This window comes from Citrobacter europaeus (assembly GCA_020099315.1).
In the GTDB taxonomy this organism is placed as follows: Bacteria; Pseudomonadota; Gammaproteobacteria; order Enterobacterales; family Enterobacteriaceae; genus Citrobacter; species Citrobacter europaeus.
Window position 1 is genome coordinate 864,139 of sequence record CP083650.1, and the last position, 14,412, is coordinate 878,550.

The 14,412-nt window shown below is 51.2% G+C and carries 15 protein-coding genes; 7 read left to right on the forward strand and 8 right to left on the reverse strand.

From position 1 onward, the window contains the following. Positions 1–114: 114 nt before the first annotated feature. Positions 115–693 (forward strand): D-sedoheptulose 7-phosphate isomerase, encoded by a 579-nt coding sequence (lpcA, locus tag LA337_04060; protein UBI16878.1) that lies wholly within the window; start codon positions 115–117, stop codon positions 691–693. Between the two features lie 163 nt (positions 694–856). Then, positions 857–1,624, forward strand: coding sequence for a class II glutamine amidotransferase (locus LA337_04065; protein ID UBI16879.1), 768 nt, complete (start codon positions 857–859; stop codon positions 1,622–1,624). On the opposite strand, the gene LA337_04070 is transcribed toward LA337_04065, so the two are convergent. Next, positions 1,595–2,332 carry a murein L,D-transpeptidase gene (locus LA337_04070; protein UBI16880.1) on the reverse strand — a complete coding sequence of 246 codons (738 nt, stop codon included), beginning with the start codon at positions 2,330–2,332 and terminating at the stop codon, positions 1,595–1,597. The two genes, LA337_04065 and LA337_04070, sit on opposite strands and share 30 nt — an antisense overlap. Positions 2,333–2,681: 349 nt before the next feature. On the opposite strand from LA337_04070, the gene LA337_04075 reads away from it, so the two are divergent. Continuing rightward, positions 2,682–3,443: a C40 family peptidase gene (locus LA337_04075; protein UBI16881.1), complete on the forward strand. Its 762-nt coding sequence runs from the start codon at positions 2,682–2,684 to the stop codon at positions 3,441–3,443. Positions 3,444–3,481: 38 nt separating this feature from the next. Here the strand turns inward: LA337_04075 and LA337_04080 are convergent, their stop codons facing one another. From LA337_04080 to LA337_04110, 7 genes are read right to left on the reverse strand one after another with little or no spacing between them, the layout of a single operon-like run. After that, positions 3,482–5,575 carry a flagellar biosynthesis protein FlhA gene (locus tag LA337_04080; protein UBI16882.1) on the reverse strand — a complete coding sequence of 698 codons (2,094 nt, stop codon included), beginning with the start codon at positions 5,573–5,575 and terminating at the stop codon, positions 3,482–3,484. Then, positions 5,559–6,698 carry a flagellar type III secretion system protein FlhB gene (gene flhB / locus LA337_04085; GenBank protein ID UBI16883.1) on the reverse strand — a complete coding sequence of 380 codons (1,140 nt, stop codon included), beginning with the start codon at positions 6,696–6,698 and terminating at the stop codon, positions 5,559–5,561. Before flhB ends, LA337_04080 begins: the two co-directional genes overlap by 17 nt. Next, on the reverse strand, positions 6,688–7,470 hold the full coding sequence (gene fliR, locus LA337_04090) for a flagellar biosynthetic protein FliR (protein UBI16884.1): 783 nt from the start codon (positions 7,468–7,470) through the stop codon (positions 6,688–6,690). Before fliR ends, flhB begins: the two co-directional genes overlap by 11 nt. 1 nt (position 7,471) lies before the next feature. Next, on the reverse strand, positions 7,472–7,744 hold the full coding sequence (gene fliQ / locus LA337_04095) for a flagellar type III secretion system protein FliQ (GenBank protein ID UBI16885.1): 273 nt from the start codon (positions 7,742–7,744) through the stop codon (positions 7,472–7,474). Between the two features lie 12 nt (positions 7,745–7,756). Continuing rightward, positions 7,757–8,515: a flagellar type III secretion system pore protein FliP gene (gene fliP, locus LA337_04100; GenBank protein UBI16886.1), complete on the reverse strand. Its 759-nt coding sequence runs from the start codon at positions 8,513–8,515 to the stop codon at positions 7,757–7,759. Beyond that, positions 8,512–8,883 carry a FliM/FliN family flagellar motor switch protein gene (locus LA337_04105; protein UBI16887.1) on the reverse strand — a complete coding sequence of 124 codons (372 nt, stop codon included), beginning with the start codon at positions 8,881–8,883 and terminating at the stop codon, positions 8,512–8,514. The genes fliP and LA337_04105 overlap by 4 nt, the downstream gene beginning before the upstream one ends. Beyond that, positions 8,876–9,739: a FliM/FliN family flagellar motor switch protein gene (locus LA337_04110; protein ID UBI16888.1), complete on the reverse strand. Its 864-nt coding sequence runs from the start codon at positions 9,737–9,739 to the stop codon at positions 8,876–8,878. Before LA337_04110 ends, LA337_04105 begins: the two co-directional genes overlap by 8 nt. Before the next feature lie 596 nt (positions 9,740–10,335). Between LA337_04110 and LA337_04115 the strand changes: the two genes are divergently transcribed. Genes LA337_04115 through LA337_04130 form a run of 4 tightly spaced genes read left to right on the forward strand, consistent with a single transcriptional unit; the run spans position 10,336 to position 14,410 of the window. After that, the gene (locus LA337_04115) at positions 10,336–11,322 is read left to right on the forward strand and encodes a sigma-54 dependent transcriptional regulator (protein ID UBI16889.1); all 987 of its coding nucleotides are present in this window, start codon (positions 10,336–10,338) and stop codon (positions 11,320–11,322) included. Between the two features lie 47 nt (positions 11,323–11,369). Continuing rightward, positions 11,370–11,732, forward strand: coding sequence for a flagellar hook-basal body complex protein FliE (locus LA337_04120; GenBank protein ID UBI16890.1), 363 nt, complete (start codon positions 11,370–11,372; stop codon positions 11,730–11,732). 4 nt (positions 11,733–11,736) lie between these two features. After that, entirely contained in the window at positions 11,737–13,416 is a 1,680-nt protein-coding gene (fliF, locus tag LA337_04125; protein UBI16891.1) for a flagellar M-ring protein FliF, read from the forward strand. Beyond that, on the forward strand, positions 13,394–14,410 hold the full coding sequence (locus tag LA337_04130; protein ID UBI16892.1) for a flagellar motor switch protein FliG: 1,017 nt from the start codon (positions 13,394–13,396) through the stop codon (positions 14,408–14,410). Before fliF ends, LA337_04130 begins: the two co-directional genes overlap by 23 nt. Positions 14,411–14,412 lie beyond the last annotated feature (2 nt).

A 14,412-nucleotide genomic window follows, 5' to 3' on the forward strand; every position in this document is an offset into this window, starting at 1 on the left:
AACCGGCACAAAAAATCAAAAGCCGTAGCCATTCCTGTGGCTTGTACTTCTCGCTGGTAGCGCTATCCGGTACACTGCATCTTGTCATTTACATTCATGCTGAAGGATATCCTCATGTACCAGGATCTTATTCGTAACGAACTGAGCGAAGCGGCGGAAACGCTGGCTAATTTTCTTAAAGATGACGCCAATATTCACGCCATTCAGCGCGCGGCGGTCCTGTTGGCAGACAGCTTTAAAGCCGATGGTAAGGTACTTTCTTGCGGTAACGGCGGTTCCCATTGCGACGCGATGCACTTCGCCGAAGAGCTGACTGGACGCTATCGTGAAAACCGCCCAGGCTACCCGGCGATCGCTATCTCTGACGTCAGCCATATCTCCTGCGTTAGCAACGATTTTGGTTACGATTATGTGTTCTCGCGCTACGTTGAAGCCGTGGGCCGCGCGGGCGATGTCCTGTTAGGCATCTCTACTTCGGGTAACTCCGGTAACGTAATTAAAGCGATTGCCGCAGCGCGCGAGAAAGGGATGAAAGTGATCACCCTGACCGGGAAAGATGGCGGCAAAATGGCGGGCAGCGCAGATATCGAAATTCGCGTGCCGCACTTTGGCTACGCTGACCGTATTCAGGAAATTCATATCAAAGTGATCCATATCCTGATTCAGCTGATCGAAAAAGAGATGGTTAAATAAGCCGATAATTTTTGCCGGTCTTATCGGGCCAGGAACTTGTAGGCCCGATAAGCGAAGCGCCATCGGGCATTGTGCCGGATGGCGACGCAAGCGTCTTATCCGGCCTACAAGCTGTGCTTTGCCGGTCTTGGCAGGCAATTAACCGTTTTAAGGTAGGTGATGTATGTGCGAACTGCTCGGGATGAGCGCCAATGTGCCAACCGATATCTGCTTTAGCTTCACCGGGCTGGTCCAGCGCGGCGGAGGCACCGGGCCGCACAAAGACGGCTGGGGTATTACGTTTTATGAAGGTAAGGGCTGCCGTACGTTTAAAGATCCGCAACCCAGCTTTAACTCGCCTATTGCCAAACTGGTACAAGACTATCCCATCAAATCCTGTTCCGTGATTGCCCATATTCGTCAGGCGAATCGCGGTGAAGTGGCACTGGAAAATACCCATCCCTTTACGCGTGAGCTGTGGGGACGTAACTGGACGTACGCCCATAACGGACAGCTCAGCGGCTATAAATCGCTGGAAACCGGTAATTTCCGCCCGGTTGGGGAAACCGACAGCGAAAAAGCCTTCTGCTGGCTGCTCCACAAGCTGACAGAGCGTTATCCGCGCACGCCTGGCAATATGACGGCAGTGTTTAAGTATATTGCGATGCTGGCAGGAGAATTGCGGGAGAAGGGCGTCTTCAACATGCTGTTGTCTGACGGGCGTTATGTGATGGCCTTCTGCTCGACCAATTTGTTTTGGATCACGCGCCGTGCGCCGTTTGGCGTAGCGACACTGTTGGATCAGGATGTGGAAATCGATTTTAGCTCAGAGACCACACCCAACGATGTGGTCACCGTGATTGCCACTCAGCCGCTAACCGGCAATGAAACCTGGCAAAAGATTATGCCAGGCGAGTGGGCATTATTTTGTCTCGGGGAGCGTGTAGTTTGATGCCAGCTGCGGCTGAACCACTTCGTGACTCAACGGCTTGCTGATAACGTAACGGCCATCGACGACGGAAACGGTCGGTGGCTTACGCGTCTGTTCAAAGTAATCGTATCCCGGCTTTAGCTGCGACCAGAACTCTTTGTAATACGAGAACTTATGGCGCTGCATGTTGGCGTCGGTCATGCGGAACGGGTAAATGCTAACCTGGACGCTGGACTGTCCAAACACCAGCGCGCCGGTGACAAACTGGAAAATCTCATCAATGCCGTTGTCGGTCATCGCGTAGCAGCCGACGGAAACACAGGCGCCGTGGATCATCAGGTATTTACCTTCATAACCGTGGGCGCGGTCGTAGGCGTTAGGAAAACCAATGTTAATCGCTTTATAGAAGCGGCTATCCGGTTTCAGCTGTCCACGCTGTACGCTGTAAAATCCTTCCGGGCTTTTGAAATCACCCTGACGCTGTTTCGGCCCTAAGCCGCCGGAATAATTGCAGATCTTATAGCTGTCGAGCAATTGATACTGTTCGCCCATCTTGACGTACAGATCCAGCGTGCGCTCTTCTTTGAAGATCTGGATATAGACGGGGGAGCCCATTAATTGCTGCTTATATTCTTTGCTGACAGGCGTAGTCGGGCTGCTGCTCAGCAAACCGGCAAATGAAACGCACGGCAATAAAAGCATCGCAAGAAAAAATGCGATTTTACGCATACTGCTTATTCCTTGATAAAACGATTACACACGCCAGGACGGCAAAAAGAGTCCCCAAATCGGATAAATCTGGATCTGGAGCGCTCACATTATCACCCAGAGAGTTTTTCGCAAGTCTCTCGTGCGGCGTTTACACTTTAGATTTTCTTTATACGGAAAATTGTACTTAAAGGCAGTCAGACAGCGGCGTATTTTGCGCGTGAGCGCATTTCATTTAGTCTTATGAGTGCAGAATTCCTAATGTATTGAATTTAAAAAATTAATAATTTAATAATCGAATATTAAAATGGAATACCCGGCAACAGCGGTAGACTGCGGCGAACGTGTTTGATTAGGTATTTTTGTTTTCATGTCTTTTGTCTCTGCACCCCGACGCTTTTTGCCGGGTCTGCTGTCTTTGTGTGTTGTGTTGTCCTCACCGTCTGTCGCCAAAGTTCAGCCCCTCTTATCTGACGCCCATTTAAGCTATGCGGCGCAAATGCGCATGCGTAACCGCGCCCGGCTGCTGAAGCAGTACCACGCGCAGGTAAAAAAGCAGGCAAGTTATGTGGTGGAAGGAAATGCGCAAAGTAAAAGCGCGCTGCGACAGCAGAACAGGACGCTGATTAAACAGCACCCGGAGTGGTTCCCGGGGCCGCTGAAAGCGAGCGATCATCGCTGGAAAGAGCTGGCTGAGAATGACCATTTTCTCAGTAGCGATCATCTGCATAACATGACCGAAGTGGCAATCCACCGTCTCGAGCAGCAGCTGGGTAAACCTTATTTGTGGGGCGGGACCAGCCCGGATCAGGGCTTTGACTGCAGTGGGCTGATTTTTTATGCCTACAACAAAATCCTGGCGGCAAAATTGCCGCGTACGGCGAATGAAATGTATCACTATCGGCGGGCGACCATCGTCGCCAATCGCGACCTTCGTCGTGGGGATTTATTGTTCTTTCATATTCACAGTCGGGATATTGCCGATCATATGGGCGTCTATTTGGGGCAGGGACAATTTATTGAATCGCCGCGTACGGGAGAAACCATTCGGGTGAGTAATTTATCCGATGACTTCTGGCAGGATCATTACCTCGGCGCCCGTCGTATTCTTACGGAGAATACCATTCTGTAATCAACAAGGCGGTGCGAATGACACCGCCTCGTCAGGGGTTAACTCAACGCCCCCATGATCTTTAATTCCAGCTCGTCCGGAACTTCGTTATAAGACAACACCTGCAAACCCGGAGCGAACAGGCGCGCATAGCGCGCGAGCAGAGGACGTAGCTGCGGTGCGACCAGCAGGACCGGCTCTTTACCCGCGGCTTTCATCTGTTCTTTAATCTGCGGCATATTGGTCTGGAATTGATTGAGCATATTCGGATCGACCGGTACGCTATCGAGCACCACTTTGCCGCTTTGCTGCGCCTGATTCACCACATTTGCCAGCAGATTCTCCAGCTCATTATTCAGGGTGTACACCGCCAGCTCATCTTTGCGTACAAACGGATGGGTAATGCTGCGACGAAGCGCCAGACGCACATCTGCCGTTAACAAAATATGATCTTTGGTGACGGCGCTACTGGCGACCAGAACGGTAGCAATAGTGACGATATCGCGCAGCGGCACACCTTCGACCAGCAGTGCCCGGTAAACCTTCAGGAGCTGGCTGTAATTCAGCGCCGCGCTCAGATCCTCCGCCAGACGGGGCGCCATCGAAGAGAGGCGGTTATGCAGTTGCGTAATATCGTCGTAGTTAAACAGGTCGGGAATATAGTTGCGAATGATCTTATTCACGTGCGTTGCAATAACGCTGGCGCTATCAATGACCTGATACCCCATATTTAGCGCTTTGGCTTTTTGCGCCGGGACAATCCACGTGACCGGCATACCGTAGGCCGGATCGTGACCTAAAACACCATCGATCTCACCGTAGGTTTCACTGGAAGGCAGCGCCATCAGCTTATCTGAGGGAATATCGGCCTCATCAGCCTTGATCCCGTTGATAAAAATGGCGTACTGGGTCGGTTTTAGACGGAAGTTTTCGCGAATGCGAATTTCCGGTAGCAACACGCCGTTCGTGTCTGAGATAACCTGCCGCACACCGCGAATACGTTGGGTGAGCGGATTCCCTTTAGATTTGTCCACCAGCGACACCAGCTTGTAGCCCAGGCTCAGGCTGATTGGCTCAATCAAGGGGATCGTTTCCCAACTGACCTGTTGCTCAGTGGTTTCAACGATAGTTTTGGTCAGCGTCTCAAGGTTTTTCTCTTCGGTCTCAGCCACCTTCGGGCGCTTGCTCATACGCCAGGCGGTGAACCCCAGCAGGGCGCTGAACACCAGGAATGGGAAATGCGGCATTCCCGGCACCACAGCCAGTACAAACATAATGCTGGTGGCGGTATAGAGCACGGAGGGGCTGGCCAGCAGCTGGCTTCGCACGTCAGTGGCAATATCGCCGCTGTCGCTCACGCGAGTAACGATAATCGCCGCCGCCGTTGACAGCAGCAGAGACGGGATCTGGGCGACCAGACCGTCACCGATGGTCATCAGTACGTATTGCTGGAATGCAGCTTCGGCGCTTAAATCGTATTTGAAAATACCGATACAGACGCCGCCGATCAGGTTAATGGCCAGGATCATCATCCCGGCGATGGCATCACCGCGCACGAACTTCGACGCACCGTCCATTGCGCCATAGAAATCCGCTTCGCCCGCCACGTCTTTACGTCGCGCCTGCGCCTGGGCCTGATTAATCAACCCTGCGTTCAGATCGGCGTCGATCGCCATCTGCTTGCCGGGCATGGCGTCGAGGGTAAAGCGGGCCGAAACTTCGGAGATACGCTCGGCGCCCTTGGTCACCACGATAAAGTTGATGATCATCAGGATGATGAACACCACAAAACCGACGACAAAGTTACCGCCGATCACCACCTGACCGAAGGACTCGATCACTTTACCGGCAGCGCCTGCGCCCATATGACCGTGCAGTAACACCACGCGCGTTGACGCCACGTTCAGCGTCAAGCGCATTAGGGTGGTGATCAGCAAAATGGTCGGGAACAGGCTGAATTCGAGCGGGCGTTTCGCGGAAACGGCCACCAACAGCACCATCACCGCCAGCACGATGTTAAAGGTGAACAGAATATCCAGCAGGGCCGGTGGTAACGGCAGGATCACCATCGCCAGAATACACAGTATTACCAGCGGAATGCCGATGTTACCGTTGCGCAGCAATGCGAGGAGTTGTTTAGTTGTTTTCGGCATCCAGTTTAAGAACCTCTTTTGGAATGGAAATATGTCTGTTCAGCGAAGGGCGTGCCTGTGAACCGTCACGCCAGTGTTTCATTTGCAGTACATAGGTCAGGACGTGTGCAATCGCCCGATAAAGTTGAAATGGGATCTGTTGATTGACCTGGGTGGTGTAATAAACCGAGCGCGCCAGCTTAGGAAATTCAACAATCTCAATGTTGCTTTCTGCCGCTACCTGACGGATATACAGCGCAATTTCATCGGTGCCTTTGGCGACAACAAAAGGCGCGGCGGCGCGCGACTGGTCATACTGCAGCGCCACGGCATAGTGGGTTGGGTTGGTGATCACCACATCGGCTTTCGGCACGACCTTGCGGATTTGCCCCATCGCCATTTGCCGTTGCAGACGACGGATCCTGGCCCGTACTTCTGGTTTACCTTCCTGATTTTTATACTCTTCTTTCACTTCCTGTTTGGTCATCTTCAACCCTTTGGTGAACATTTTCTTCGCCAGAGGAACATCGATCACCGCGAAAAAGACAAACAGGATGACAAAGTTGCGCATGATGCTGCTGTACAGCGCCAGGCCATCGCTGACGGCCTGCTTGAAATACAGCTCCTGCAGCCCCAGGAAGGCGGCAACATTATTGCGCACGCTAATCCACAGCATCACCAGCAGCACAATCGCTTTGAGCGTCATCTTGCCGGTGTCCACCAGATGGTCGGTGGAAAACAGACGGCCAATTCCTTTGAGCGGGCTTAATTTGCTAAAGTCCGGCAAAATTTTCTTTGGCAGGAATAACCAGCCTCCGGGAATCAGCGAGGCAAACAACGCGGCGACCGGCATGGGTAACAGCGTCAGGATGAACTTGGCTAAAATCAGCAGATGGTGCTCGAGGAACTGGCCGATGATGTCCGGGTCATTAATGTTCTGCGCATACTGATGCACGCTAATGAAGCTTTCGCGGACAAAATCCTCATACCAGGGGAAGCTGCTGGAAATCACCATAAACGCGGCAAACAGACTGGCGGCAAGTCCCATATCTTTTGAGCGCGGAATTTGCCCCTCTTGCCTGGCTTTGCGAAGTTTTTGCGCCGAGGGTTTTTCTGTTTTTTCTTCGCTGCTGCTATCCGCCATAGTGCCCCTTGAGCGCGTCAAGCTGCTGCAAGACGAAATTCGCCAGGTGCAGATAGTGGTCGGGCAGGTTGTAAAGCAGAGTCGCAAAGCAGATAAGACCTGCCAGCATGTTGATCGGAAAACCTAACGAGTACAGGTTGAGCGGAGGTGCAATGCGGTTAAGCAAACCAAAGCAGCCCTGGACAATCAGCATGATAAAGGTTGTCGGCAGCGCCAGCAGCGTGGCCGCGGCAAACACCCAGCCCAGCGCCAGGGAAATGGTGCGCAGAGATTGCGGATGCAGCGCATTGCCAATCGGCCAGTAGGTAAAGCCTTTGAATAAAATGCTTACCAGCAACAAGTGTCCATCCATCGCAAAGAACAGTATCACCGCGTAGATGTTGATCATCTCCGCCAGTACCGTCGTTGACGCGCCGCTGCTGGGGTCGTTCATCACCGCCATGCTCATCCCCATATTGAATGAGAGGATCTGGCCCGCCAGCTGCAGCGCCAAAAATAAAAACTGCAGCATCAGGCCGAAAAGCATGCCCCACAAAAACTGCTCTGCGGTCAAAATAATGCTGTTGATCGACAGCAGGCTGTCAGGAACCGGATGGGGGATAAGCGGCGTAATGATAAAGGCCAACGCCAGAGACAAAATAATGCGTATCCGCACCGTGAGCGCCGCGTTGTCCAGCACCGGCGCGTAGTGAATAAACGCCATAATGCGCACGAATGGAAACCACATGCCCAGTATCAGGTTACTTAACTGTGTAACGTCTGTTTCGCGCATGTCAGTGCACCAGAATGGCGGCCTGAGTGAACAGATGCACGCAGAGATCGCTCAACTGGACGATCATCCATTTTCCGCAAATACCTAATACCGCGAGGGTGACGATCAGCCTGGGTAAAAAGCTGAGCGTTTGTTCGTTAATCTGCGTCACAGCCTGAAAAATGCTGACTAACATACCGACCAGCAGGCTGGGAACGACCAACACGCAGACTAAAATGATCACGACTTTTATGCCGCTGGCGACGATATCTGCGGCTACATCAATGGTTAACATATCCGATCTCCGTTAGCCCAGTCCCAGACCGCGAATGCTGGAGGTCAGCGTGCCGACGGTTAGCGCCCAACCGTCAATAAGTACAAACAGCATCAGCTTAAAGGGCAGCGAAACGATCAGCGGCGACAGCATCATCATCCCCATCGCCATTAGCACGCTGGCGACGATCAGGTCGATCACCAGGAACGGGATGTAAATCATGAAGCCTATCTGGAAGGCGGTTTTCAGTTCGCTCAGCACGTACGCCGGTACGATAATGGAGAGATCCTGATCGGCTGCATTCCCTTTCGCGCTGGCGATAGTCATTATCTGCGCAATCGCTTTTTTGTTGGTCTGCGCCAGCATAAAGCGCTTCAATGGCGAGGCAGCGGTGCTCAGGGCGTCAGGGAGCGTGATCTGATCGTTTTCAAAAGGCACAACCGCGTGGTCGTAAATGTTGATCCAGACTGGACGCATCACCAGCATGGTTAACGACAGCGCAATGCCTATCAGTATGCGGTTAGGCGGCGTTTGCTGCAGCCCTAACGCCTGGCGCAGCAGGGAAAGCACAATAATAAATCGTGTAAAGCAGGTCATCATCAACACCAGCGTAGGCAGGATGCCCACCAGGGTCATCAGGATCAGGACCTGGATTTTTACGCTGTATTCCTGGCTATTACCGTGCGAAATCACATTCAGCAACGGGATATCTCCCCCTTGCGCGCAGGCAAAGGGAGAAAGGATGAGTAACGAGATACCCAGTATGAGCGTGAGTGTTGGTGCGCGTTTCATGGTGCCAGGTCGTTGATTTCATGCGTGTTGAATTCAAGAACGCGCAGGCCATATTTTTCATTGACCACCACCACTTCAGCCTTGCCTAGCAGGATGTTATTGACCTTAATATCCAGCGGTTCACCGGCGAGTTTGTCCATCTCAATGACGGTGTCGTCATCAATGTTCAGTAGATCGGACAGCATCACTTCCACGGATGACACTTCCAGCGTTAGCGTGACCGGAATACGTTTCAGCAATGACATCGACTCGGAAAAACGGTCTTCTAAACGCGCTACCAGCGTCTCTGTTACCGACGGTGCGGCCGGCGTGGTTGTTTCGGGTGCTAACTCGAAACCTTGCTCTAAAATATCTTCTGGCTTACTCATAGGATTTCTCCGTCTTGCTCGTTAATTCGGACAAAAACAGTTTGTCTTTGTCCTCTACGATCAGGGCATTAAATAATTCGGATTTCCCGATATAAACAGGGAAAGTATCAGGCATGGCGATAGGTAAAATATCCCCTGGCTTAATTGTCGTCAGGTCGGCGACATTAAGGGGGATTTCTGCAATTTTGACGTTCATGGTCAGTGGCAGCGTATGAATAATTTCTTTGATCAGCGTTTTTTTACGCGTCTCAATGCTGGCTTTATCAACCTGCTTTTTCTTCTCGCCGTGTTCGCTGCGGCGGATTAAATTCAGAATGTAATCAGTATGGGAATCGTCCAGTAAGATGCGGAAACTGCAATTTTCCTCATCACCTAAAACGAATGTAAGCTGATATGCCCAATGTGTTTGTACGGTACTGCTGTCTGGTTTTAGCGTCAGCGGAATACCCGATATATTTTTATTAAAAATAATATTGCTAATATCCAGCGCAAGCCTGCTTCGCAGTCGGGTTTCTGTTTTGGTCGGTAAATCATCTTCTGACTTTTCGTCTGCAAGCGATGATGTCAGACCATAAAAGTTGCCCAGCAACATTAACAATAGCGCGCGATCGATATCAAAAGCCAAATGCCCAACCTGCGAGACTAATAACTCGGCGCTTTTATTGATAACATCCATCTCGCATTGTATTTTTCTGAGTGTTATATTTGTGCGATGTTTTTTCAGGAAATAGTTTCCGAGATGTGATTCAATTGTATCAAAATTACCCGTAAACATAGTCGGCAGACGATGATAAGGACGCCCAAGCCGGTTTCCTTCAAGTTTAAAGATTCCGGGCGTTTGACTATATTTCAGCATGGTACGCTTTCTCAGCTGTAATTTCTGGGGCGGATGAGTTGATATCAAATCCCGCGGTTATCAAAGAAAAAACAAATCCATTTAATTTATGGTTCATCCTTGACGCTATTCTCATATTGTTGAAGTCCATTAGATATGAAATGCAGTACCTACTCTCGTCTCTGATGTAGGGCTGGATATTAGATATTTTACCTCTCTCCTCTGCAAGTTATTAATGGCGTCAGGCTATAATTAAAAAATAATTAATTACGTATACGTGATGCTCACCGCTAATCCGCTCACCCACTTAAGGTATGTCTTATGTGGCTGGTTTTTGTGCTGCAATCAATGTAAATCATTGTTTTTGAATGAATAATATTTTTATTATCTTTTAATTTAAGATTGTTAATGGCTCCGGTGTTAGTATTTTTTTTAGGAAAAACCCTATTTGAAAATAGTCTTCGATAGGGCTGCCCTTTGAAGGGGCGGTAAAACATGAGCAAGGATGGGATTAAGACATGGCACGGGCGATATCTATTATTCGATGATTGTGCTTTGGAATGATTTGTATATTTCTCGTAACGGATGTTAACTTTACTTCTAAGTGTAAAATAATCATGTTTGAACTTATTGCCGAAGCAGCCTCCAGTATCAATGTGTTTTCAATGGCAAGGCGTATTGCTGCGTTTAATGTACCAGTCCTTATCCATGGTGAAACCGGTACTGGTAAAGAATGTGTCGCCAAATTTATCCATTCAATTGCGTTTGCGCAGGAGCCTCAGGCACCTTATATCGGGGTAAACTGTGCCGCTATCCCTGAAAATATGCTCGAAGCCACGTTGTTTGGCTATGATAAAGGTGCATTCACCGGGGCAGTGGCTACCGTGCCGGGGAAAATGGAATTAGCCAATAACGGCACATTACTGCTGGATGAGATTGGCGATATGCCTTTAGCGCTACAGGCTAAAATATTGCGTGTATTGCAGGAGCAACAGGTTGAGCGCTTAGGTAGTAACCGTTTAATCAAACTGAACTTCCGTTTAATTGCCTGTACCAATAAGAATCTTGAAGAAGAGGTGGCTGCAGGACGCTTCAGAGAAGATCTCTATTATCGGTTATCAGTTATTCCGTTGACCATGCCGCCGCTGCGCGAGCGCATGGAAGACATTATTCCGCTGGCGGAGTCCTTTATCAAAAAATACTCCACGGTGCTGGTTAAAAATATCAAGCTTTCTGAATCATCGCGCCGGGCATTACTGAGCTACGAATGGCCGGGTAACGTGCGTCAACTGGAGAACGCTATACAACGGGGAATGATCCTGAATCGTGATGGCGTCATTTACCCCGATACCTTAGGTCTGCCATCCATTGAGTCTGATTCCTGGAGCGAGCCGCAATGGCAGCCAAAGCCCAGTATGCCAATAACGACCAGCGATAATCTGGGTCAGCATGGCCGTAGCGCGCAGTATCAATATATCGCTGACCTGATGCGTAAATATCAGGGCAATAAAACCAAAATTGCTGATTTATTAGGCATTACCCCACGTGCGCTTCGTTATCGTCTGGCGTCAATGCGAAAACAGGGAATTGAGATCTTTTCCTGAATCAGTCTGTGGTACCGAGAACGCTTTTTTAATTTTAAGAGTAGGTCATGAGCATAAATACGATAGCCCCAGCCAGTACGATGCAGACGCAAATGATGCAGGACATGCAGCAGATGAAAGCGGTCGCGCAGGCGCCCGTCCTTTCGCCGATGCAAATTAACGCCGTGGGCACCCAACTGGCATCTTCTCCGGTTTCGTTCGACCGCGTCATGCAGGGCGCGTTGAATCATGTTGATCAATTCCAGCAGGTCGCGGAGCAAAAACAAACGGCCATTGAGATGGGAAAAAGTGACGATCTGGCGGGGGCCATGATTGCCAGTCAGCAGGCATCGTTATCGTTTTCTGCGCTGGTACAGGTCAGAAATAAAGTCGCTTCCGGATTCAATGACCTGATGAGCATGTCAGTCTAACGCTATGAATGAATTAATAAAAAAACTCACTCAGTTTTTACCCTCGTTCTCTTTCAGACTGGATGGTAATAAACGCCTGATGCTGGTGGCGGCTGCGGCGCTTGCGGCTACCGCCATAATTGTCAGCGTGCTGTGGAACGGTAACCATGGCTATGTTTCGCTGTACGGTAGCCAGGAAAACCTCCCGGTTTCACAGATAGTCACCGTGCTGGACGGCGAAAAGCTGGAATACCGTATTGACCCGCAGAGCGGGCAAATTCTGGTTCCGGAAGACGCGCTGTCGAAAACGCGGATGACGCTGGCGGCGAAAGGCGTGCAGGCCATGCTGCCCAGCGGTTACGAGCTGATGGATAAAGACGAAGTGCTGGGCGCCAGTCAGTTTGTGCAAAACGTCCGTTACAAGCGGAGTCTGGAAGGCGAACTGGCGCAGAGCATTATGACGCTGGACGCCGTCGAGAGCGCCCGCGTGCATCTGGCGCTGAATGAAGAGAGCTCATTTGTCGTCAGCGATGACCCGCAAAACAGCGCCTCGGTCGTGGTGCGTCTGCATTACGGCAGCAAGCTGGATATGGACCAGGTCAATGCCATTGTGCATCTGGTGTCCGGCAGCGTGCCCAATCTGAATGCGTCGAAGGTTAGCGTTGTCGATCAGGCGGGGAATTTACTGTCCGACGGTATTGGCGCGGGAGAGGCCGTTTCTGCGGCGACGCGTAAGCGCGACCAGATCCTCAAGGATATTCAGGATAAGACCCGTGCCAGTCTTGCAAATGTCCTCGACTCGCTGGTCGGCACTGGCAACTACCGGGTGAGCGTGATGCCGGATCTCGATCTGAGCAATATCGACGAAACCCAGGAGCATTACGGCGATACGCCGAAGGTAAATCGTGAAGAAACGGTACTCGATAGCGATACCAACCAAATCGCCATGGGGATCCCTGGCTCGCTAAGTAACCGTCCTCCGTTGGCGGCAAACCAGGTAGGAAACGGCGCCGCCGGGACAACGCCAGAAGAATCTCGCGAGCCAGCCGCGCTGTCAAAACATAGCGAGAACAAACGCGACTACTCCTGGGACCGTAGCGTTGAGCATATCCAGCATCCAGGATTCGATATCAAACGTTTAAATGTGGCCATCGTACTCAATCAGAGCGCGCCTGCATTAAAGAACTGGAAACCGGAACAAACCACCCAGTTGACGGCGCTGTTGAATAACGCCGCCGGGATTGATGCTAAGCGTGGCGACAATCTGTCCTTATCGCTACTTAATTTTGTGCCGCAGTCGATCCCCGTCGAGCCGAAACTGCCTTTATGGAAGGATGACAACATTCTGGCCTGGGTTCGCTTAATTGGCTGCGGCCTGCTGGCTTTACTGCTGCTGCTGTTTGTCGTGCGCCCGGTGATGAAACGATTGACCGCCGAGCGCCGCAGGACCTCTTCGCCTGAACTGGCGCTGGACGCTGTACCAATCGCAATTCCTGCGGATAAACCCCATTTTGCGGCCGCAGAAGATGAACGCAAAAATATCGAACTGCCTTCTTTCCCTGGTGACGACAGCCTGCCTTCGCAGAGCTCCGGTCTGGAAGTGAAGCTGGAGTTCCTGCAAAAACTGGCGATGAGCGACACCGATCGCGTAGCTGAAGTTCTCAGACAATGGATTACCAGCAATGAGCGAATTGACAATAAATAACGGCAGTAACAACAGCTACCTCGAGCAGGCCGCAATTTTATTGCTGTGTCTCGGCGAGGAGGCGGCAGCCACGGTGATGCAGAAGCTCAGCCGCGAAGAGGTCGTTCGTCTGAGCGAAAACATGGCGCGTCTGTCTGGCGTAAAAACCAGCATGGCGAAAAAAGTGATCAATAACTTTTTTGATGAGTTCCGCGAGCAGAGCGGCATCAACGGCGCCTCGCGTTCCATGCTGCAAGGGATCCTCAATAAAGCGCTGGGAACAGAAATCGCCAGCAGCGTGATCAACGGCATTTACGGTGATGAGATCCGCTCGCGGATGGCGCGTTTGCAATGGGTCGAACCGCGCCAGTTGGCGATACTGATCTCAGAAGAACATTTGCAATTGCAGGCCGTATTCCTTGCCTTCCTGACGCCGGAGATCTCGGCCACGGTACTGTCTTACATGAATGAGTCGGTGCAAAACGAGATCCTCTATCGGGTTGCCAAACTCAACGATGTGAACCGCGACGTGGTGGATGAGTTGGATCGGTTGATCGAACGTGGGCTGTCGGTGTTGTCCGAACATGGTTCGAAAGTGAAAGGGATCAAGCAGGCCGCAGATATCGTAAACCGCTTCCAGGGGAATCAGCAGGTGATCCTCGATCAGCTGCGCGAACGCGATGAAGATGTCCTCGAACAGTTGCAGGACGAAATGTACGACTTCTTCATCCTGAGCCGCCAAAGCGATGAAGTGCGCCGTCGTCTACTTGATGAAGTCCCGATGGAAGACTGGGCGGTCGCGTTGAAAGGTACCGAAGCGCTGTTGCGCCGCTCGATTTATGCCGTGATGCCTAAGCGTCAGGTACAACAGCTGGAGGCGATAACGTCGCGCCTGGGTCCGGTTCCGGTGAGCCGTATTGAGCAGATCCGCCGTGAGATCATGGGGATTGCCCGCGAGCTTGAGGAAGCGGGTGAAATTCAGCTTCAGCTGTTTGCTGAACAGACGGCGGAGTAACG